Annotated in this window: 18 protein-coding genes and 1 tRNA gene; 10 read left to right on the plus strand and 9 right to left on the minus strand. The window is 71.2% G+C overall.

Annotated elements, in window-relative coordinates:
* Nucleotides 1–12 precede the first annotated feature (12 nt).
* From ACZ499_RS01275 to ACZ499_RS01285, 3 genes are all read right to left on the minus strand, one after another.
* A complete protein-coding gene (locus ACZ499_RS01275; protein ID WP_468672054.1) occupies nt 13–1479 on the minus strand; it encodes a Stp1/IreP family PP2C-type Ser/Thr phosphatase in 1467 nt (488 codons plus the stop codon).
* Between the two features lie 132 nt (nt 1480–1611).
* Complete coding sequence (locus tag ACZ499_RS01280; protein ID WP_468670929.1) at nt 1612–2148, minus strand: FHA domain-containing protein FhaB/FipA; 537 nt, start codon at nt 2146–2148, stop codon at nt 1612–1614.
* Between the two features lie 10 nt (nt 2149–2158).
* Nucleotides 2159–3052, minus strand: a complete 894-nt coding sequence (locus ACZ499_RS01285; protein ID WP_468670931.1) for an FhaA domain-containing protein — start codon at nt 3050–3052, stop codon at nt 2159–2161.
* Between the two features lie 378 nt (nt 3053–3430).
* On the opposite strand from ACZ499_RS01285, the gene ACZ499_RS01290 reads away from it, so the two are divergent.
* The 7 genes from ACZ499_RS01290 (at nt 3431) to ACZ499_RS01320 (ending at nt 10848) form a co-directional block, all read left to right on the plus strand.
* Nucleotides 3431–3513 (plus strand) — tRNA-Leu (locus tag ACZ499_RS01290).
* A 224-nt stretch (nt 3514–3737) separates the two neighbouring features.
* Entirely contained in the window at nt 3738–5480 is a 1743-nt protein-coding gene (locus ACZ499_RS01295; RefSeq protein WP_468670933.1) for a sensor histidine kinase, read from the plus strand.
* Nucleotides 5481–5599: 119 nt separating this feature from the next.
* Entirely contained in the window at nt 5600–6250 is a 651-nt protein-coding gene (locus ACZ499_RS01300; protein WP_468670934.1) for a response regulator transcription factor, read from the plus strand.
* 377 nt (nt 6251–6627) lie between these two features.
* The gene (locus ACZ499_RS01305; protein WP_468672056.1) at nt 6628–7701 is read left to right on the plus strand and encodes an ABC-2 transporter permease; all 1074 of its coding nucleotides are present in this window, start codon (nt 6628–6630) and stop codon (nt 7699–7701) included.
* A 174-nt stretch (nt 7702–7875) separates the two neighbouring features.
* Entirely contained in the window at nt 7876–9333 is a 1458-nt protein-coding gene (locus ACZ499_RS01310) for a DUF2252 domain-containing protein (protein ID WP_468670936.1), read from the plus strand.
* A 207-nt stretch (nt 9334–9540) separates the two neighbouring features.
* A complete protein-coding gene (locus tag ACZ499_RS01315) occupies nt 9541–10371 on the plus strand; it encodes a J domain-containing protein (RefSeq protein WP_468670938.1) in 831 nt (276 codons plus the stop codon).
* Between the two features lie 132 nt (nt 10372–10503).
* Nucleotides 10504–10848, plus strand: a complete 345-nt coding sequence (locus ACZ499_RS01320; protein ID WP_468408100.1) for a rhodanese-like domain-containing protein — start codon at nt 10504–10506, stop codon at nt 10846–10848.
* 94 nt (nt 10849–10942) lie between these two features.
* Here the strand turns inward: ACZ499_RS01320 and ACZ499_RS01325 are convergent, their stop codons facing one another.
* The 6 genes from ACZ499_RS01325 to paaA all read right to left on the minus strand — a co-directional run bounded on the left by ACZ499_RS01325 (nt 10943) and on the right by paaA (nt 15854).
* On the minus strand, nt 10943–12088 hold the full coding sequence (locus ACZ499_RS01325; protein ID WP_468670940.1) for an acyl-CoA dehydrogenase family protein: 1146 nt from the start codon (nt 12086–12088) through the stop codon (nt 10943–10945).
* A gap of 169 nt (nt 12089–12257) precedes the next feature.
* On the minus strand, nt 12258–13313 hold the full coding sequence (locus tag ACZ499_RS01330) for a 2Fe-2S iron-sulfur cluster-binding protein (RefSeq protein ID WP_468670943.1): 1056 nt from the start codon (nt 13311–13313) through the stop codon (nt 12258–12260).
* Nucleotides 13314–13832: a 1,2-phenylacetyl-CoA epoxidase subunit PaaD gene (gene paaD / locus ACZ499_RS01335; protein WP_468670945.1), complete on the minus strand. Its 519-nt coding sequence runs from the start codon at nt 13830–13832 to the stop codon at nt 13314–13316.
* A complete protein-coding gene (gene paaC / locus ACZ499_RS01340; RefSeq protein WP_468670947.1) occupies nt 13826–14569 on the minus strand; it encodes a 1,2-phenylacetyl-CoA epoxidase subunit PaaC in 744 nt (247 codons plus the stop codon). Before paaC ends, paaD begins: the two co-directional genes overlap by 7 nt.
* Nucleotides 14566–14853, minus strand: coding sequence for a 1,2-phenylacetyl-CoA epoxidase subunit PaaB (gene paaB / locus ACZ499_RS01345; RefSeq protein WP_468408090.1), 288 nt, complete (start codon nt 14851–14853; stop codon nt 14566–14568). Before paaB ends, paaC begins: the two co-directional genes overlap by 4 nt.
* On the minus strand, nt 14850–15854 hold the full coding sequence (gene paaA / locus ACZ499_RS01350; protein ID WP_468670950.1) for a 1,2-phenylacetyl-CoA epoxidase subunit PaaA: 1005 nt from the start codon (nt 15852–15854) through the stop codon (nt 14850–14852). Before paaA ends, paaB begins: the two co-directional genes overlap by 4 nt.
* 154 nt (nt 15855–16008) lie before the next feature.
* Between paaA and ACZ499_RS01355 the strand changes: the two genes are divergently transcribed.
* Genes ACZ499_RS01355 through ACZ499_RS01365 form a run of 3 tightly spaced genes read left to right on the plus strand, consistent with a single transcriptional unit; the run spans nt 16009 to nt 19024 of the window.
* Entirely contained in the window at nt 16009–16941 is a 933-nt protein-coding gene (locus ACZ499_RS01355) for a DUF5819 family protein (RefSeq protein WP_468670952.1), read from the plus strand.
* A complete protein-coding gene (locus tag ACZ499_RS01360; protein WP_468670953.1) occupies nt 16938–18329 on the plus strand; it encodes an HTTM domain-containing protein in 1392 nt (463 codons plus the stop codon). The genes ACZ499_RS01355 and ACZ499_RS01360 overlap by 4 nt, the downstream gene beginning before the upstream one ends.
* Nucleotides 18326–19024: a TrmH family RNA methyltransferase gene (locus tag ACZ499_RS01365; RefSeq protein WP_468670954.1), complete on the plus strand. Its 699-nt coding sequence runs from the start codon at nt 18326–18328 to the stop codon at nt 19022–19024. Before ACZ499_RS01360 ends, ACZ499_RS01365 begins: the two co-directional genes overlap by 4 nt.
* The last annotated feature ends 25 nt before the right edge of the window (nt 19025–19049 follow it).

Below are 19049 nucleotides of genomic sequence, written 5' to 3' on the forward strand. Positions count from 1 at the left end.
CCCTACGGCTGCCTACTGCTTACCGCACTGCGGGACCAGCTTCTGCTCTTCCTCCGAGAGGCTGGGGCCGGGCGTGGGAGTGGCGGTGGTCTTGGTGGAACCGGGCTTGCCGGACGGCGACGGTGATGTCGTCGTACCGGTCTTCGGCGGGTTCTGGCTCTCGGCGGCGCGCCGCTGCTCGTCCTTCTTGCACGCCGACGCCTGCGTGGACAGTTCGGTGATCTTGGCCTGGGCCTTGGAGAGGCTGCTCTCGGCGATCGTCGCCTCGACCTGCTTGCGCTGGTACGGCGGCAGGTACTTGAGTTCGACCTCGGGGTGGTCGGTCTCCACCTTCGACAGCTTCACCCAGGCCAGGTCCTGGCTGATGCCCTGGTAGAGCGCGACGTGCTCGTCCTTGGTGCCGACGAAGTACTGGGTCTGCGTCCAGCGGTAGCCGCCGTACAGCCCGCCGCCGAGCACGGCCAGGGCGAGCACGATGTAGGCGGATCTCTTCAGCCACTTGCCGCGCCGCGGCTTGACGAAGTCCTCGTCCGAGTAGGCGCCGAAGGTGCCCTCGGGCGGGGCGCCGTAGCCGGAGTCCTCACCACTGCCGGGCGGGCCGAAGCCCCCCTGCGGCGCGGTGGCACGGCCCAGGCCCGAGGCGCGGCCCGCCGGGGTCTGCATCGCCCCGTCGTCGTTGAGCTGGAGCTGGTTCTCGGCGACCGCGCCCACGATCACCGGGATGTCGCTGAGCTGCCCGGCCAGCGTGTCGCCGGAGTCGACGTCCAGGACGTCCGCCACGATCACCGTGATGTTGTCCGGGCCGCCGCCGCGCAACGCGAGCTGGATCAGCTCCTGCACCGTCTCCTGCGGGCCCTGGTAGCTGGCGAGGGTGTCCTCCATCGTCTGGTGGGACACCACCCCCGACAGCCCGTCGGAGCAGATCAGATAGCGGTCGCCCGCCCGCACCTCGCGGATCGACAGGTCCGGCTCGACGTGGTCGCCGCTGCCGAGCGCGCGCATCAGCAGCGAGCGCTGCGGATGCGTCGTCGCCTCCTCCTCGGTGATGCGGCCCTCGTCCACGAGCCGCTGCACCCAGGTGTGGTCCTGCGTGATCTGGGTGAGCACGCCGTCGCGCAGCAGATACGCGCGCGAGTCGCCCACGTGTACAAGGCCGAGGCGCTGGCCCGTCCACAGCAGAGCGGTGAGCGTGGTGCCCATCCCCTCCAGCTGGGGGTCCTCCTCGACCATCAGGCGCAGCTGGTCGTTGGCGCGCTGCACCGCCGTACCGAGCGAGGTCAGGATGTCGGAGCCGGGCACGTCGTCGTCGAGCGTGACCAGGGTGGAGATCACCTCGGAGGAGGCGACCTCACCGGCGGCCTGGCCGCCCATGCCGTCGGCGATGGCGAGGAGACGCGGACCCGCGTAACCGGAGTCCTCGTTGCCCTCGCGGATCATGCCCTTGTGGGATCCGGCGGCGAAGCGCAGGGAGAGACTCATACCCACCTCGCCCGTCGGCTCGGGGTACAGCCGGTCATGTCGAGCCACACTGCCCACCCTCCGGTCGGGAGCCCGTCCCGGTCCGTCGTCCGGACCGCCGCGGCTAGCTCGCTCCGCTCGCTCATTGTCGTACTACTTCCGCAGCTCGATGACGGTCTTGCCGATGCGGATCGGCGCGCCCAGCGGAATCGGGGTCGGGGTGGTGAGCCGCGTCCGGTCCAGGTAGGTGCCGTTGGTGGAACCCAGGTCCTCGACGATCCAGTTGCCGTCGCGGTCCGGGTAGATCCTGGCATGCCGGCTCGATGCGTAGTCGTCGTCCAGGACGATCGTCGAGTCGTGCGCCCGGCCCAGCGTGACGGTCTGGCCCTGCAGCGCCACCGTCGTGCCGGTGAGGGTGCCCTCGGACACCACCAGCTTGGTGGGCGCGCCCCGGCGCTGGCGGCCGCCGGACGGGGCCTGCTGGCCACGCTGCTGCGGCGGCGCGGCAGCGGCAGCGGCGGCCTGCCGGCCGGTCTGCTGGCGGCCCGTGTCGCCACCCCGGCGCGAACCGCGCTGGGTGACCCGGGTGCCGAACAGGTCACTGCGAATGACCTGAACGGCCACGATGACGAACAGCCACAGTACGGCGAGGAAACCCAACCGCATGACCGTGAGGGTCAGCTCTGACATTGCCCCCGCTTCACCCTTCGGCTTGCCGGTAAACGATGGTGGTGCTGCCCACGACGATCCGCGAGCCGTCGCGGAGCGTAGCGCGGGTGGTGTGCTGCCCGTCCACCACGATGCCGTTGGTGGACCCGAGATCCTGGATCGTCGAGGGCGTTCCGGTCCGGATCTCACAGTGCCGGCGCGAGACGCCGGGGTCGTCGATCCGCACATCGGCGTCGGTGCTGCGACCCAGCACCAGCGTCGGGCGGGAGATCTGGTGGCGGGTGCCGTTGATCTCGATCCAGCGCCGCACCTGGGAGCCCGGCATGGGGCCGGGAGCCGTCGGGCGGCGGTCCGCGCCGGGGCGGCCGGGGCCGCCGTTCCCGCCGGGGGGCGGGGCGGCGGGCATCGGCGGTGCCGCGGCGGGCGGATAGCCGTAGCCGCCGCGGCCCTGGGGGGACTGCGGCGATGCGGCAGGAGCGGGAGCGGGACGGGCCGGACCCGGAGGCCTGCCGTGCTGCTCCTGCTGGTTGTGCTGGTCCTGCTGGTCGGTGCTGGAGGCGAGCGTACGGCTGCGCACCCGGTACAGGCCGGTGTCGAGATCGTCGGCCTTCTCCAGATGGACCTTGATCGGCCCCATGAACGTGTACCGCTGCTGCTTGGCGTAGTCGCGGACCAGGCCGGACAGTTCGTCGCCCAGCTGGCCCGAGTACGGGCTCAGGCGCTCGAAGTCGGGCGCGCTGAGCTCGACGATGAAGTCGTTGGGGACGACGGTCCGCTCGCGGTTCCAGATCGTCGCGTTGTTGTCGCACTCGCGCTGGAGGGCGCCGGCGATCTCGACGGGCTGGACCTCGGACTTGAAGACCTTCGCGAAGGTGCCGTTGACCAGGCCTTCGAGACGCTGCTCGAAACGCTTCAGGACTCCCATGGGGCACCTCCTCCGTCGATGTCGTCCTGGTACTGCTTACTGATCGTATCCACGCGTCGGGAAATCGGCTGGTTCCCCTTCTGTGACCGGTGGACGAGTGTCACCTCTCACACGGATCGTAGAGGTGGCCTCCTGACAGTGTCCCGCACCCGGGGTGCACCGTGGAGGAGTGGGTGGAGCCCCTCCTCGTTCCCATCGTGCCTCTGTGAGGTTTCTGTGGGTCTCCGAACCGTCGCTGTATGTCGTCCTTCCTCCCCTCTCCTGCCCCCCATGGGCAGCGGAAACAACGGATGTGAATCCACCCTGTCCAGCGTGCTAATCTTCTCGACGTCGCCAGGCAAGCGCACCGAAAAGGTGCGAAGGCCTCGGACACCACTCGGGCGAGTGGCGGAACGGCAGACGCGCTGGCTTCAGGTGCCAGTGTCCTTCGGGACGTGGGGGTTCAAATCCCCCCTCGCCCACAGAACGGAAGCCCCGCAGGTCAAACGACCGGCGGGGCTTCCGCGTTCCCGGATGTGCGGGAGAACTCGGCGGACCCTCTCCTACGAGATGTCCGTCATACGAGGCTGCCGAGCGCACCCGCCGCCGACCCGGCCGCCGGCCCCGCTCTGCGGAGACTTTCGTCTCGGCGGGGCGCGACGAAAGAGAGCCGTCCGGCGCCCGGACCGCTGCCTAGGGTGCGGACGTGGATGTGTCATCGAAGATCCAGGACGCCCGCCGCCGACTGGCAGGACCGGAGCCCTGGTCCCGCCGCCGGACCTTCGGCGAGTCGGCCCTCGCCCTCCTGCTGGCCCTGGCCGCCGCAGGCGCGGGCCGGCTGGCCGACGGCGGCCTGGTGGTGCCCGCCCTGGTGGCCGCCGCCGTCCTCGTCCTGACGCCGCTGCGCCGCAGGTTCCCCGCGAGCGTGCTCATCGCCACGGCCGCGCTCAGCGGGGCCAGCGCGGGCGCCACGTTGCTGCTGCTCGTGGTGGCCTGCTCGGCGGGGCGGCGCATCGCCGGGGCGGGACGGGCCCTGGTCGCCTTCTGCGCCGCGTTCGCCGGATATCTGGCCGGCATCGCGCTCACCGAGTCCGGCGAGCAGCCGCTGTTCGTCGTCGCCCTGATCGCGACGCTCTTCTTCATGGTGATCGCCGTGGTGCCGGGCCTCGCCAGCCGCTACTGGTACCAGCGCCGCACCCTGCTGCAGACCATGCAGGAGCGCAACACGCAGCTGCTGCGCGAGCGCGCGATGGTCGCCGGCCAGGCACGGCTGCGCGAGCGTCAGCGCATCGCCCAGGACATGCACGACAGCCTCGGCCACCAACTGGCGCTGATCTCCGTGCACACCGGTGCCCTTGAGGTCGACCCGGCGCTGACGGGCCGCCAGCGCGAGGCCGTCGGGGTGCTGCGGGAGGCCTCGGTCGCCGCCATGCACGAACTGCGCGCGGTCGTCGGCATCCTGCGCGACGGCGTCGAGGCACCGGACCACCACACGGACGAGGCACAGCGCGCCGCCCGCGGCACGGCAGGCGTCGAGCTCCTGGTGGCGGCCGCCCGGGCGGCGGGCACCACGGTGGAGCTGCGCGAGACGGGGGAGCCGCGGCAGCTGGCCCCCGCGTCCGACCACGCGGCGTACCGCATCGTCCAGGAGGCGCTGACCAACGCGTACAAGCACGCGCCGGGCGCTCCCATCGGCGTGGAACTGCGCTACGAGCCCGACTCGCTCGTCGTCGAGGTCGTCAACGGGCCGGTGGCCGGGCCCCCGCCGGACGAAGTGGTCAGCGGTGGCCAGGGCCTGACCGGGCTGCACGAACGGGCCCGGCTGGTCGGCGGCATGGTCCACACGGGGCGGACCGGCGAGGGGGGCTTCCGGGTGGCCGGGGTGCTCCCCTACGGGGCGGCGGAGGTGACGACCTTCGTCGATGCGGTGGACGACTTCCGGCAGCATCCGGGTGCACTCCCGCTCGGCGACGGTGGTCCGGCCGGCACGACGTGGACCTGCCGGCAGCAGGCCGGCCGGCAGCACGGCTGGAACGTCGACCTGAACGTCGCGGAGAAGGAGTTGGCCATGAGCAGCAGGAGCAGGGCCGGTGGCGTCGCCCTGGGGTGCGGAATCGCCTTCGCGGTGGTGGTGCTGCTCGCGGTGGCCGCAGGCGTCGGACTGTTCTTCCTCGCCGGGTCCGCGGACAAGGCCATGATCGACCCCGCCGAGTACGAGGACATCAAGGTCGGCAGCCCCGAGCAGGACGTACGCGACCGGCTGCCCGGCGGCGACACGTTCCTGACGAAGGGGCTGCCCGGCAAGGGCCCTGCCGAGCCCGCCGGTTCGAGCTGCCTGGTACTGATGTCGTCCGAGTTCGGCGACAACGCCGGGACCGAGCCCGTTTTCCGGTTCTGCTTCAAGGACGGCAAGCTGATCGAGAAGAAGTCGTACGAGGTCGAGCGATAGCTCGTCGGACGAGGTCGAGTGGTAGCGCGGTGGCGGCGGGAGCACGTCGGCGCGGCGCGAGGACAGGAGCAGGCGTGACGGGTCCAGGCGGTCCACTCGGTCCGGGGGGCGCACACGGTGTGCGGATCAAGGTGGTGATCGCGGACGACGAGCCGCTGATCAGGGCGGGGATCAGGATGATCCTCACGTCGGACCCGGCCATCGAGGTCGCGGCCGAGGCGGCGAACGGCCGGGAGGCCATCGAGGCGGTACGGGCGCACGGCGCCGACGTGGTGCTGCTCGACATCCAGATGCCGGTGATGGACGGTCTGACCGCGCTGGCCGAGCTGCGCAGGAGCACCCCGGCGGCCCGAGTGATCATCCTCACGACCTTCGGCGAGCGGGAGAACGTGCTGCGCGCGCTGGAATACGGGGGCGCGGGATTCCTGCTGAAGGACACCGCCCCGGCCGAGCTGATCGCCGCGGTACGGGCGGCGGCGGCCGGGGACGCCTATCTGTCGCCCGGTGCGACCCGGCACGTCGTGGACCAGCTGGCCACGGGGCGCGCGGCGGCCCGGGGCGAGGAGGCGCGGCGCCGGGTGGAGGTGCTCTCCGCGCGGGAGCGGGACGTACTGGCGCTGCTCGGGGAGGGCCTGTCCAACGCGGACGCCGGGAAGCGGCTCCATATGAGCGAGGCCACGGTGAAGACGTATGTGAGCCGCATCCTGGCGAAGCTGGAGTGCGAGAACAGGGTGCAGGCGGCGTTGTTCGCGCGGGATGCGGGGTTGTAGGCCGTGCGACGAGGTGGGGGCGATGGGGAGGGGTGGGGTGGGGTTGGAGGCTCAGCGTCCGAAGGGCTTGTTTCACGTGAAACACCGGGCGCGGCGCGCTGCGGTTTCCGGGTTCTCTGATCTAACGCGCTGATCCAACGCCCTGACCTGACGCCCCTGACCTGACGCCCCTGACCTGACGCCCCCGACCTGACGCCCCCGACCTGACGCCCCCGACCTGACGCTCTGATCTGGGCGTTCGCCATTTCAAAAAAGTGGTTGTAGAGTACAACATATCGAGTGAGTTGTATAAGCCAACCATTGGAGTTGTGGTGTCCGCCGGTACCGCTCCCAGCCCTCTGCGCCATGTGCTCAGCCATCTCCTCACCCCGCTGCTGATGTGCGTCGGGATGGGCCTCGCGTATCTGGGGGCCTTCCACAACCCGCAGCCGCACGACCTGCGGGTCGACATCGTCGGCTCGGGCCCCAGCGCGCAGGTGCTTGCCCAGACCCTCCAGGACAAGGGCGCGGGCGCGCTCGACGTCCGTACCGTCCCCGACCGCGCCACCGCCGTCGACAGCCTGGAGCAGCAGCACGTGTACGGCGCCTACATACCCGGCGCCAAGCCCGAACTGCTCGTGGCCTCCGCCTCCTCCGACACCAGCGCCACGGCCGTCGAGAAGGTCTTCACCAAGGTGGCGGCGGCTCAGGACGCGCCCCTCAAGGTGACCGACGTGACGGACCTCGCCAAGGGCGACCCGACCGGCCAGGGCATCTTCTTCCTGCTCGTCGCGCTGAGCATCGGCTCGTACGCGTCCGTCGCGGTGATCGGCGGCGCCGGTGCGGTGCTGCCGCTGCGGATCAGGGCGCTGCTGGCGCTGGGCATGTCGGTCCTGGTCAGCGGCATCGGCGCGGTCTTCGCGGGCCCGATGTTCCACCTCGTCGACACCGGACTCGGCGGCGTCTGGGGCATGGCGTGGCTGTACTCGGCCGGGATCCTGCTGATCGGCGTCGGGCTGCACACCTTCCTCAAGAGGTGGACGACGCTCGGCCTGATGGTCCTCTTCGTGATGCTCAACTTCACCAGCTCGGGCGGCATCTTCCGGCCCGAACTCCAGCCCGGCTTCTTCGGCGCCCTGCACGCCTTCTGGAACGGCGCCGGGTTCGTCGAGGGTGCCCGCAGCCACGTGTACTTCGCGGGCAACGGCCTCGGCGCCCACATCCTGGTCCTGGTGCTCTGGCTCCTGGCGGGCGTCGCTCTGATGGGTATCGCGGCGCTGGCCGAGCGGGGGCGGAGGGTAGTGGCTCCGGGGGTGAGTGCCGGTGCGGGTGCGGGTGCGGGTGCGGGAGCCGGACTGGCGGCTGGTGCGGGCGCGGCCGCTCTGGGCGGTACGGGCTCCGGTACCGGAGGCGAAGGCCGGGACGGAGAAGAGGAGCTGGAGGAGGAGCTGGAGGAAGCGGTCGGCGTCTGACCGCGATCGTCTGCCTGACCTCGACCGCCCCTCTGTGGATAACTTCCGGCGGTGGCCTGCCCGATGGCCACCGCCGGGAGTTATCCACAGGGGGAGACGGCTGTCGGCCGCCGCCGGTACCGTCATGGCATTCGAGCTGCTGATGTTGAACGAGCACGGGGGAGGCGGCACGCGATGAGCGATGTCGAGACGATGATTCCGGTCCTGCGAGCGGTGCCCGACGACGGGCAGATCCGGATTCCCGAGGTGCCGGGCTTCCGACACCACAACGGCCGGGGACCGGGCCATACGGCCGGCTCGCCGAAGAGTGACGGCAAGGCACTGCGCGACGGCGTGCCCCGCTCCTCGCACGACTCGCTCGTCCTCTCCACCGACCGTCCCGACGCGGTCCGGGCCGTCGAGGAGTCGAACATGGGCCGCGTGCCGGAGCTCACGCCGATCCGGGTGGGCCGCATGGCGGCCTCCCCGTTCGCCTTCCTGCGCGGCGCCGCCGGACTGATGGCCCACGACCTCGTCGGCACCCCCGTCACCGGAATAGGCGCCCAGCTCTGCGGCGACGCCCACGCGGCGAACTTCGGCCTCTACGGCGACGCGCGCGGCGGACTCGTCATCGACCTGAACGACTTCGACGAGACCGTGCACGGCCCCTGGGAATGGGACCTCAAGCGCCTCGCCGCCTCGCTGATCCTGGCCGGCCGTGCAGCGGGCGCCGACGAGGACACCTGCCGGGCCGCGGCCTACGACGCGGTCGGCGCCTACCGGCGGACGATGCGCCTCCTCGCGAAACTGCCGGTGCTGGACGCCTGGAATGCGATAGCCGACGAGGAGCTGGTCTCCCACGCCGACGCCCGGGACCTGCTCGGCACGCTGGAACGGGTGTCGGCCAAGGCCCGCAACAACACCAGCGCCCGCTTCGCCGCCAAGGCCACCGAGCAGATCGCCGACGGGCACCGACGCTTCGTGGACGCGCCGCCGGTGCTGCGCCGGGTGCCCGACGCCGAGGCGGCCGCCGTGGCCGCCTCGCTCGGCCCCTACCTGGAAACCCTCTCGGAAGACCGCCTGCCGCTGCTCGCGCGGTACGCGATACACGACGTGGCCTTCCGGGTCGTCGGCACCGGCAGCGTCGGAACACGGTCGTACGTGGTCCTGCTCCTGGACCACCGCGGCGAGCCGCTGGTGCTCCAGGTCAAGGAGGCCCGCGCCTCCGCCCTGCTGCCGCACCTGGCCAAGGCCGGCTTCCACGCCCCGGACGGGGGCCACGAGGGCCGCCGTGTGGTCCTCGGCCAGAAGCGGATGCAGGTCGTCAGCGACATCCTGCTCGGCTGGACCACCGTCGACGGACGTCCATACCAGGTACGGCAGTTCCGCAACCGCAAGGGCAGCGTCGACCCCGCGGCCCTGACCGCCGACCAGCTGGACGACTACGGCCGCATGACAGGCGCACTGCTGGCCCGCGCCCACGCCCACAGCGCCGACCCGCGCCTGATAGCCGGGTACTGCGGCAAGAACGAAGAGCTCGACGAGGCCGTGGCCGGCTTCGCGGTCCTCTACGCCGACCGCACGGAGTCCGACCACGCGACGCTCCTCGCCGCGATCAGGGACGGACGGGTGGCGGCAGAGCTGGGGGTGTGACGAGCGCGGGGTGAGGGTGTGAGCCGGACGGGACGGGGGTGTGAGGCGGGTCGGCCGACGGCGCGAGGCGGGCTGGGTGGGCTGGGCTGGGGTGGGCTTCGCGTTGCGGGGTGGTGCTTTCGGCTGGGGTGAGGTGTGGGGGCGGGGAGAGGGGGGTGGGGGAGGGGGAGGGAGGGGCCCCACCCCCCACGCCCGTACGCTGGACCGGTGACGGACGAACCTGCCGAAGAGACGACCGCCCGGCCCGAGGACCCCGAGAACGCGGAACGGCCCGAAGCCCGGCTGGACAGGGCTGTGCGGGCGGCCGAGCAGGCGTTGATCGAGTTCGAGATCGCCGTGGAGACCTTCCGCGTGGAGGTGGAGAACTTCTCCCGCCTCCACCACCAGAAGCTCGGCCCGATGTACACCCGGCTCGACGAGCTCGACGCCCAGATCGCCGAGGCCAAGGCCTCGCTCACCGGCGACCCGGAGGACCTGCGCAAGGCACGCGAGGCGCGGGCCGCGGTGCAGCCGATGCCCGGGGTCGACGAGCTCTTCCACGACTGGATGGACTCGGACGGGATCTCCGCCGAGGCCGCCTCGATGCTCACCGACCAGCCCGTACGGTCGCCCAAGCGGGTCCGCCCCAGTGAGGAGGCGCGCAGGCTCTACCGCGAGCTGGCCCGCAAGGCGCACCCCGACCTCGCGCAGGAGGACCAGGAACGGGCACGGCGGGAGGAATTCATCACCCGGGTCAACGCCGCCTATGGCCGCGGTGACGAGGAGCTGCTGCGGGAGCTCGCAGAGGAGTGGGCGGCGGGGCCGGTGCCTGAGGAGGTGCGGCCCAGCGAGAGCGAGGAGCTCTACGCCCGGCTGGAGTGGCTGGCCCAGCGCAAGGAGCTGCTGGCCGTGCTGGCCCGTGAGCTGGAGGAGAGCGCGATCGGTTCGATGCTGCGGATGGCGCCCGACGACCCGGACCGGCTCCTTGAGGAGATCGCCGAGCAGCTGCTTGCCCAGGTGGCCGGGCGCGAGGCGATCCTGGCCGAGCTGGTGCAGTAGCGTTCCCAGTGACCTGCCCATACGGCGGATCCCGCTGAGCGGCCGATACGGCCGGTACAACTGGTGTGGCCGATACAGCCCTGCGACCGACACGGCCGACGCGGCCGACGCGTACGAGAGAAGGCATGACCCATGAATTTCGCCCAGCTGCCGTCCGTGGATGTCGCTGCTGTGCCGGCCGACGCCCTGGTGCTGGATGTCCGTGAGGACGACGAGTGGGCGGCCGGGCATGTCGAGGGCGCGCTGCACGTGCCGATGAGCGACTTCGTGGCGCGCTTCGGCGATGTGACGCAGGCCGTCGAGAACGGCCGCCGGGCGTATGTGATGTGCCGGGTCGGCGGCCGGTCCGCGCAGGTCACGCAGTATCTGGTGCAGCAGGGCATCGACGCGGTGAACGTCGACGGCGGCATGCAGGCGTGGGACTCCGCCGGTCGCCCGATGGTCACGGACAACGACAACGCGGCCTTCGTCCTCTGACCGGCACCGGCGCCCCGGCACCGGCCCCGCCTCTGAGCGGCCGGGCTGCCGACTGAGCCGCTCGCGCGGCGGTGCGGGTGGCTGTACGCCCCCGCTACCCGAGCGGGTGCGCGGCCAGCAGGTCGCCGAGGGCTTCCTCGTGGGCCGCGGCCGGGCCGAGTGACAGTTCCAGCTGCTTGGCCCAGGCGTGGTAGCGGTGCAGGGGATAGTCGGTGTCGGCGCCGAAGCCGCCGTGCAGATGCTGGGCGGTCTGTACGACTCTGCGTACGCCGTCGGACGCCCAGATCTTCGCCACCGCCACGTCACCGGAGACGGGCAGCGCTCCCCCGGCGCCGGTGCTGATGCGCCACGCCGCCTGCCACAGGGTGGCCTCCATCGCGCGCAGGTCGATGTAGCGGTCGGCCGCCTGGACGGCGACCGCCTGGAAGGTGGCGATGGGGAACCCGAACTGTTCGCGTTTCCCGGTGTATTCGCTGGTCATCGCGAGTACGCCTGCACCGAGGCCGAGCGCGAGCGCACAGGTGCCGGTGGCCAGCAGCTCGCGCAGCCACTCCCATGCCCCCTCGGCCGTGATGACCGCGCGCGCTTCGATACGTACGGAGTCGAGGCGGACCTCGGCGAAGCGCTCTCCGCTGGTGGAGATCTGCTCGGCGAGCGTGATCCCGTCGTGGACGCGGGGGATCAGCGCGAGTACGGCGCGGCCCTCGCCGGTGTGCGCGGGCACGGCGATACGGTCCGCGTTCTGCGCCCAGGGCACCCCGGTCTGCACCCCGTCGAGCACCCAGTCGTCGCCGCTGTCGGCGCTCCCCGGCCGTGCCGTGACCGCGAGTTCGGCGGGGTCGTGGCCGGTGCGGCCGTTGGCCGCGACGGTGAACACCAGTTCGCCCTGCCCTGCGGCGGGAAGCAGCTCACGGGCCAACTCGGCGTCCCCGTAACGCTGTACGGCCATCGCCACCGCGCTGCTCTCCAGCAGCGGCACCCGGGCCAGCACCTTCGCGGACTCGCGCAGCACCAGGCAGAGGGCGATCGGGTCGAGGCCCGCCCCGCCGTACTGGGGGTCGATGACCAGGCTCAACAGGTCCGACTCGGCGAGCTTGGCCCACAGCGGGCGGTCGAACTCCTCGGCCACCGCGCCTTGAGTCAGCGCGGGGCTCGGCACCGCGTCGGGCACGACCCCCGAGAAGACCGCCTTCGCCGCCTCGACGGCCGCCTGCTGCTCCTCGGTGAAGGTGAAGTCCACAGCCCTGTCCTCCCGCACACACCGGATCTGACGGACCGTCAAGATAGAACAGGTTCTAGCAGATTGGAATGGTCGGCGTCGCGCGATGAGCAGAACCGGGAGTACCTGGGGGCTTCCCCCTCCCCCCCCGCCCGCCCCCGCCCCCACCCCCAACCCAGCCCACTCCACCTCACCGATCGAAGTCCAGCTCCACTTCCTTCGTCGCCGGGTGGGACTGGCAGGCCAGTACGTAGCCTGCCTCGGTCTCGTCTTCCTCCAGGGCGAAGTTGCGGTCCATTCGCACCTCGCCCGAGACCAGGAACGCACGGCAGGTGCCGCAGACCCCGCCCTTGCAGGCGTACGGGGCGTCGGAGCGGGCTCGCAGCACCGTGTCCAGGAGCTTCTCGCCGTCCTGGACCGGCCAGGTGCCAGAGCGGCCGTGGAGCGTCGCGGTCAGTGTGGCGTGCGCCGGGGCCGAGGCCGCCGCGGTGCTCTTCACGGGGGCTTCGTCGACGTGGAAGATCTCCTCGTGGATGCGGCCGCGCGCGACGCCCAGTTCACGCAGGGCCCGCTCGGCTCCCTGGACCAGGCCGAACGGTCCGCACAGGTACCAGCCCTCGACCTCTTCCACGGGGAGCAGCGCGGGCAGGAGGGCCGTCAGCCGTTCCTGGTCGAGCCGTCCGGAGGGCAGCCCGGACTGCTGCTCCTCCCGGGAGAGCGCGGTGACCAGATGGAACCGGTCGGGGAAGCGGTCCTTCAGGTCGGCCGTCTCCTCCAGGAACATGGTGGACGACACCGTGCGGTCGCTGCGTATGAGGCAGAAGCGGGCTGCGGGCTCCCGCTCCAGCAGGGTCGTGGCGATCGACAGCACCGGGGTGATGCCGCTGCCGCCGACGACGGCCACGAAGTATCCGGCGCGGGGCTCCAGGATGAAGCGGCCCATCGGCTCCATGACGTCGACGACATCGCCGACGGTGAGTTCCTTGAAGGCGTACGTGGAGAACTCGCCGCCTTCGACGAGGCGGATGCCGACGCGCAGGACGGGTGTGTCCGGCTGTTCGACGGCAGGTGCGCAGATCGAGTACGTTCGGCGGATCTCCTGTCCCTGCACGTTGCGGCGCAGCGCCAGGTGCTGGCCGGGGCGGTGCCGGTAGGCCTCGCGCAGGTCCGGCGGCACGTCGAAGGTGACGGTCACCGAGTCGTCCGTGAGCCGTTCGACCTCGCTCACCCGGAGTGGATGGAACATCTACAACTCCTTGAAGTGGTCGAACGGTTCGCGGCAGGCCACGCAGCGGCGCAGGGCCTTGCACGCCGTGGAGGAGAACCGGCTCAGCAGCTCGGTGTCGGTGGAGCCACAGTGGGGGCAGCGCACGGAGAGGGTGAGGGCGACGGGCCCCTCGGCGGTGTGGGGCCGGGGCGGCGCTATCCCGAACTCCGCCAGTTTGCGGCGGCCTTCGGCGCTGATGTCGTCGGTCGACCAGGCGGGGGAGAGCACCCGGACGACCGAGACGTCCGGGATCCCGTTCTGGTGCAGTACCTGTTCGATGTCGGTGGTCATCGCTTCTACGGCGGGGCAGCCGGTGTATGTGGGGGTCAGCTGGACGGTGACCTTGCCGGGGCCCTCCAGATGGACTCCGCGCAGCACGCCGAGTTCTTCCAGGGTGAGCACGGGCAGCTCGGGGTCGGGGACCGATCCGGCGAGCCGGGCCAGTTCCTGTTCCAGCGGTGTCATGTCGGCCGTGGCCGCGGCCGTGCCGGTCACCATGTCGCCCCCGGGTGGCTGCGGTGCAGGTGCTGCATCTCGGCGAGCATCCGCCCGAAGGGCTCGGTGTGCAGGCCCTGGCGGCCGGCTCCGGCGGCCCAGGCGCCGGTCCTGGGGCCTTCGGGGACGGTGAGGGTGGCCTGCTGCAGCACTGAGGTGACGGACGCCAGCCAGGTCCGCTCGGTCTCCTGCCAGTCGATGTCGACGCCGCCGACGGGCTGGAACATCTCGCCGGTGAACCGCCACAGCGCCTCGCACGCGCGCTGCATCCGCTGGTGGCTCTCTTCGGTGCCGTCGCCCAGGCGCAGGGTCCACTGTTCGGCGTGGTCCTGGTGGTAGGCGACTTCCTTGACCGCCTTGGCGGCGAGTCCGGCGAGTTCGCTGTCGCCTGCCGCGAGCTGTCCGTAGAGCAGTTTCTGGTAGGTCGAGAAGTAGAGCTGGCGGGCGATGGTGTGGGCGAAGTCGCCGTTGGGCTGCTCGACGAGCTGGAGGTTGCGGAAGGCCCGCTCCTCGCGCAGATAGGCCAGTTCGTCCTCGTCGCCCGCGAGGGAGAGCAGGATGCGGGCCTGGCCGAGCAGGTCGAGTGCGATGTTGGCGAGGGCCACTTCCTCTTCGAGGACGGGGGCGTGTCCCGCCCACTCCCCCAGCCGGTGCGAGAGCACCAGCGCGTCGTCGCCGAGGGCCAGCGCGGCCGTGGCCGCCGGCGTGTCCGCCGTCTTCTGCGGGGTCGGGGTCGTCACAGGTGCTTCACCCCTTCCGGGATCTCGTAGAAGGTCGGGTGGCGGTAGGGCTTGTCGCCGGCCGGTTCGAAGAAGGAGTCCTTCTCGTCGGGCGAGGAGGCGGTGACGGCGGTGGAGGGCACCACCCAGATGGAGACGCCTTCGGACCGTCGGGTGTACAGGTCGCGCGCGTTGCGCAGCGCCATCTGCGAGTCCGGGGCGTGCAGGCTTCCGGCGTGGGTGTGGGACAGTCCGCGGCGCGAGCGCACGAACACCTCCCACAGCGGCCAGTCGTGTGTGGTCATGCCGTTGCCTCCCCGTTCTTGTGCTGCTTGGCCGCGTACGCGGCTGCCGCGTCGCGGACCCAGGCGCCTTCTTCGTGGGCGCGGCGCCGCTGGGTGATCCTTTGTTCGTTGCAGGGCCCGTTGCCCTTGAGGACGTCCCAGAACTCGGTCCAGTCGATCGCCCCGAAGTCGTGGTGTCCCCGCTCCTCGTTCCACCGCAGGTCGGGGTCGGGGAGGGTGAGGCCGAGCGCCTCGGCCTGGGGGACGCAGATGTCGACGAAGCGCTGGCGCAGTTCGTCGTTCGAGTGCCGCTTGATCTTCCAGGCCATGGACTGCGCCGAGTGGGACGACTCGTCGTCGGGCGGGCCGAACATCATCAGCGAGGGCCACCACCAGCGGTCCACCGAGTCCTGCGCCATCGCGTGCTGCTCCGGGGTGCCCTGGGAGAGGGCGAGGAGCAGCTCGTAGCCCTGGCGCTGGTGGAAGGACTCCTCCTTGCAGACGCGGACCATCGCCCGTGCGTACGGCCCGTAGGAGCAGCGGCAGAGGGGGACCTGGTTGGTGATGGCGGCGCCGTCCACGAGCCAGCCGATGGCACCGACGTCGGCCCAGGTCAGGGTGGGGTAGTTGAAGATCGACGAGTACTTCTGGCGGCCCGAGTGGAGCTTGTCGAGCAGCTCGTCGCGGCTCACGCCGAGGGTTTCCGCCGCGCTGTACAAGTACAGCCCGTGGCCCGCCTCGTCCTGCACCTTCGCCATGAGGATCGCCTTGCGGCGCAGTGAGGGTGCGCGGGTGATCCAGTTGGACTCGGGCTGCATCCCGATGATCTCGGAGTGGGCGTGCTGCGCTATCTGGCGGACCAGCGAGGCCCGGTAGGCCTCGGGCATCCAGTCGCGCGGCTCGATGCGCTCGTCGGCGGCCACGGCGGCGTCGAACGCCGACGCGTATGCCGACGCGTCCTTCTCGTCCGCCGCTGGTGAGCCGTGCTTGTTGGTGCCGGTCTCTGCGGTCACTGCCGTCATCCGAGCCCCCTGCCGAGCTGTCGATTCCGGGCCGTCCGCCGGGCCACTCGCTCCCGACCGATCGTTCGGTTCATTGACTTCAATGGTGAGTCGGCGGCCCGTAGGGTGTCAACCCTGTGGATAACCCAGTGGAGCCAACCGGGATCGGGGCGGGATGGATTCGTACGACGAGAAGGACGTGCCGGACGGGGAGGAGCAGGCCCGGCGGCCCGGGTCCGACGCCGCCGACGGCGGCCCGCAGACCGCCCCTGGCGCTGCCGCACCCGCTCCGAACAGCGAAGACGTGACCGCGCCCGGCGCGTCGGACACACCCGCCTCCGCGTCCGGCACCTCGGACAGGCCCGCCCACGCGCCCGGCGCGCCCGCTCCCGCCTCCGCAGCTCCCACGGCTCCCGAGCCCGCCGCTCCCGGCGTCCCCGGGCGCGGTATCGCCGGGCTCTCGCTCCCGTACCAGGTGGCGGCCGCGCTCGCGCTGGCCGTCGTCGCCGTCGTGGGGGTCGTCCACATCGCCATGGTGTTCCTGCACGTCGCGCCGTCCAACACGGTCACCAAGCAGCACGGCAAGGTCGTCGACGACTGGATCTATCCCGAGTTCGAACAGAACTGGAAGCTCTTCGCTCCCAATCCACTCCAGCAGAACATCGCGGTCCAGGCACGTGCCGAGATCCGGATGGCGGACGGGAACCGCAGGACGACCGGCTGGATCGACCTGTCGGCCGGGGACGGTTCCGGTATCCGCGGCAACCCGCTGCCGAGCCACACCCAGCAGAACGAGCTGCGCCGGGGCTGGGAGTTCTTCATCAACTCCCACACCGACGACAACAAGCCCAACGGCCTGCGCGGCGAGCTCTCCGACCGCTACATCCACCGGATCGTGATGCTCCGCCTCGGCGCGCAGCGTGACGGCGGGACCGTCGAGCGTGTACAGGTCAGGTCCGTGACGACGTCCGTGAAGGCTCCGCGGTGGAGCGACGAGAAGATCGACACCCGGCCGTACTACCGGGTCGTCCCCTGGTGGACCGTGACCCCCGCCGACCTCCCGGCCGGCGCCGGTTCCGCCGACGCACGGACGGAGGCCGGCCGATGAGTGAGTCGAAGAGGGAAGCGGCGGTGAACGGGCCGGTGAGCGGATCGGTGAAGGGCGCGACGAGCGGGGTGACCGGCGAGCAGACTCATGCGCCGCGTACGTCCCCTGAGTCTCAGGGCTGGCATGCGTCCCTTGAGCACCAATCACTCCAGACAGCCCACGCCACCCTCACGCCCCACCTCTCCCACACGTCCGCCCCCACTTTCCCCCCCGAGTCCAAGCCCGCCCAGGCCCTGCGCCGGGTCACGGGCGCCGCGCTCGGGCCGTACCAGAGCGCTGTCGTCCGTATCGGCTTCTCCGCGACGTGGCTGCTCTTCCTGTTGCGCGAGCTGCCGCACCGCCGTGAGCTGTACGGCCCCGAGGGCCCGTGGAGCTGGGACATGGCCCAGCGGCTCGTCTCCGGCAACCACGCCTTCACGGCGCTGCTGTGGACGGACAGCACGCTCTGGTTCGAGGTCGTGTACGCCGTCGCTGTGCTCTCCAGCGCGCTGCTGATGCTCGGCTGGCGCACCCGCACGATGTCCGTGCTGTTCATGGTGGGTGTCCTGTCGCTGCAGAATCGGTCCGTCTTCATGGGGGACGGCGGTGACAACGTCATCCACCTGATGGCGATCTATCTGGTGCTCACCCGCTGCGGCCAGGTCTGGTCGCTGGACGCGCGGCGCCGCGAGCGGGCCGCCGCCCGCGCCGCCGAGTCCGGCGAGCCGGTGCCGGACCGGATAGGGCCCGTGCTGTGGGCCGTCCTCGGGGCCGCCCTCGTCGCCGTCACACTGCTCGGCGACGCCGGCGGGGGCTGGCTGCTGGTCTTCTGGGGCCTGTGGGTGGTGCAGGCGCTGTGGTGGGCGGCCGGCCGGTACGCCCAGGGTGACCCGCGCGCCCTGCTCGACGTCGTCGCCAACCTCGCGCACAACGCCACCATGGTCGTGATCATGGCCGAGGTCTGTCTGATCTACGCGACCGCCGGCTGGTACAAGATCCAGGGTTCGCGCTGGCAGGACGGCACCGCGCTCTACTACCCGCTGCACCTGGACTACTTCTCGCCCTGGCCCGCCCTCTCGGACATCCTCGGCGGCAGCGGCCTGATCGTCATGCTGCTCACCTATGGAACGGTCGCCGTCCAGGTGGCGTTCCCGTTCACGCTCTTCAATCGGCGGGTCAAGAACGTCCTGCTGGTGGCGATGATGATGGAGCACGCGGGCATCGCCCTGCTGCTCGGGCTGCCGTTCTTCTCGCTCGCGATGATCGCGGCGGACGCGGTGTTCCTGCCCACCGGCTTCCTGCGGTGGCTGGGCGGCCGTGTCGGGCGGCTGTGCGAGCGGCTGGTGGCGCGGGTGGCCCCGCAGCGGCGTACGGAAGAGGAGCGGCGGCCCCGTACGCTCGTGGCGTGAGCAGCGAGACCAGTCCCCGCCCTTCCCCTTCTGCCGAGGCCCCGGCCGAGGAGCCGCTTCAGTACGACGACGGCTACGCGCCCGAGGTCGGCGTCGGGCCGCACCCGCTGCCCTGGCCGCAGGGGGAGCGGTACGACCCGGAGCTGCTCGCGCACGGCGACCGGCGCAATGTCGTCGACGCCTACCGCTACTGGACGCGCGAGGCGATCGTCGCGGACCTGGACACCCGCCGCCACGACTTCCATGTGGCGGTGGAGAACTGGGGCCACGACTTCAACATCGGCTCCGTCGTACGGACCGCGAACGCCTTCCTGGCGAAGGAGATCCACATCGTGGGGCGGCGGCGCTGGAACCGGCGCGGCGCGATGGTCACCGACCGCTACCAGCATGTACGCCACCACCCGGACACCGAGTCGCTGACGGCGTGGGCGGCCGCCGAGGGGCTGCCGATCATCGGGATCGACAATCTGCCGGGCGCCGTGCCGCTGGAGCGCACCGTGCTGCCCCGGCGGTGTGTGCTGCTGTTCGGGCAGGAGGGGCCGGGGCTCACCGAGCAGGCGCGCGAGCACGCCTCGGCGGTGTGCTCGATCGCCCAGTTCGGCTCGACCCGGTCGATCAACGCGGGCGCGGCGGCCGCGATCGCGATGCACGCCTGGGTGCAGCGCTACGCCGCGATCCCGGACCCGGCGCTCTGAAGCGGCCGGGTCCGGTGCGGGCGCA

It is taken from the genome of Streptomyces sp. NPDC031265 (assembly GCF_055570295.1).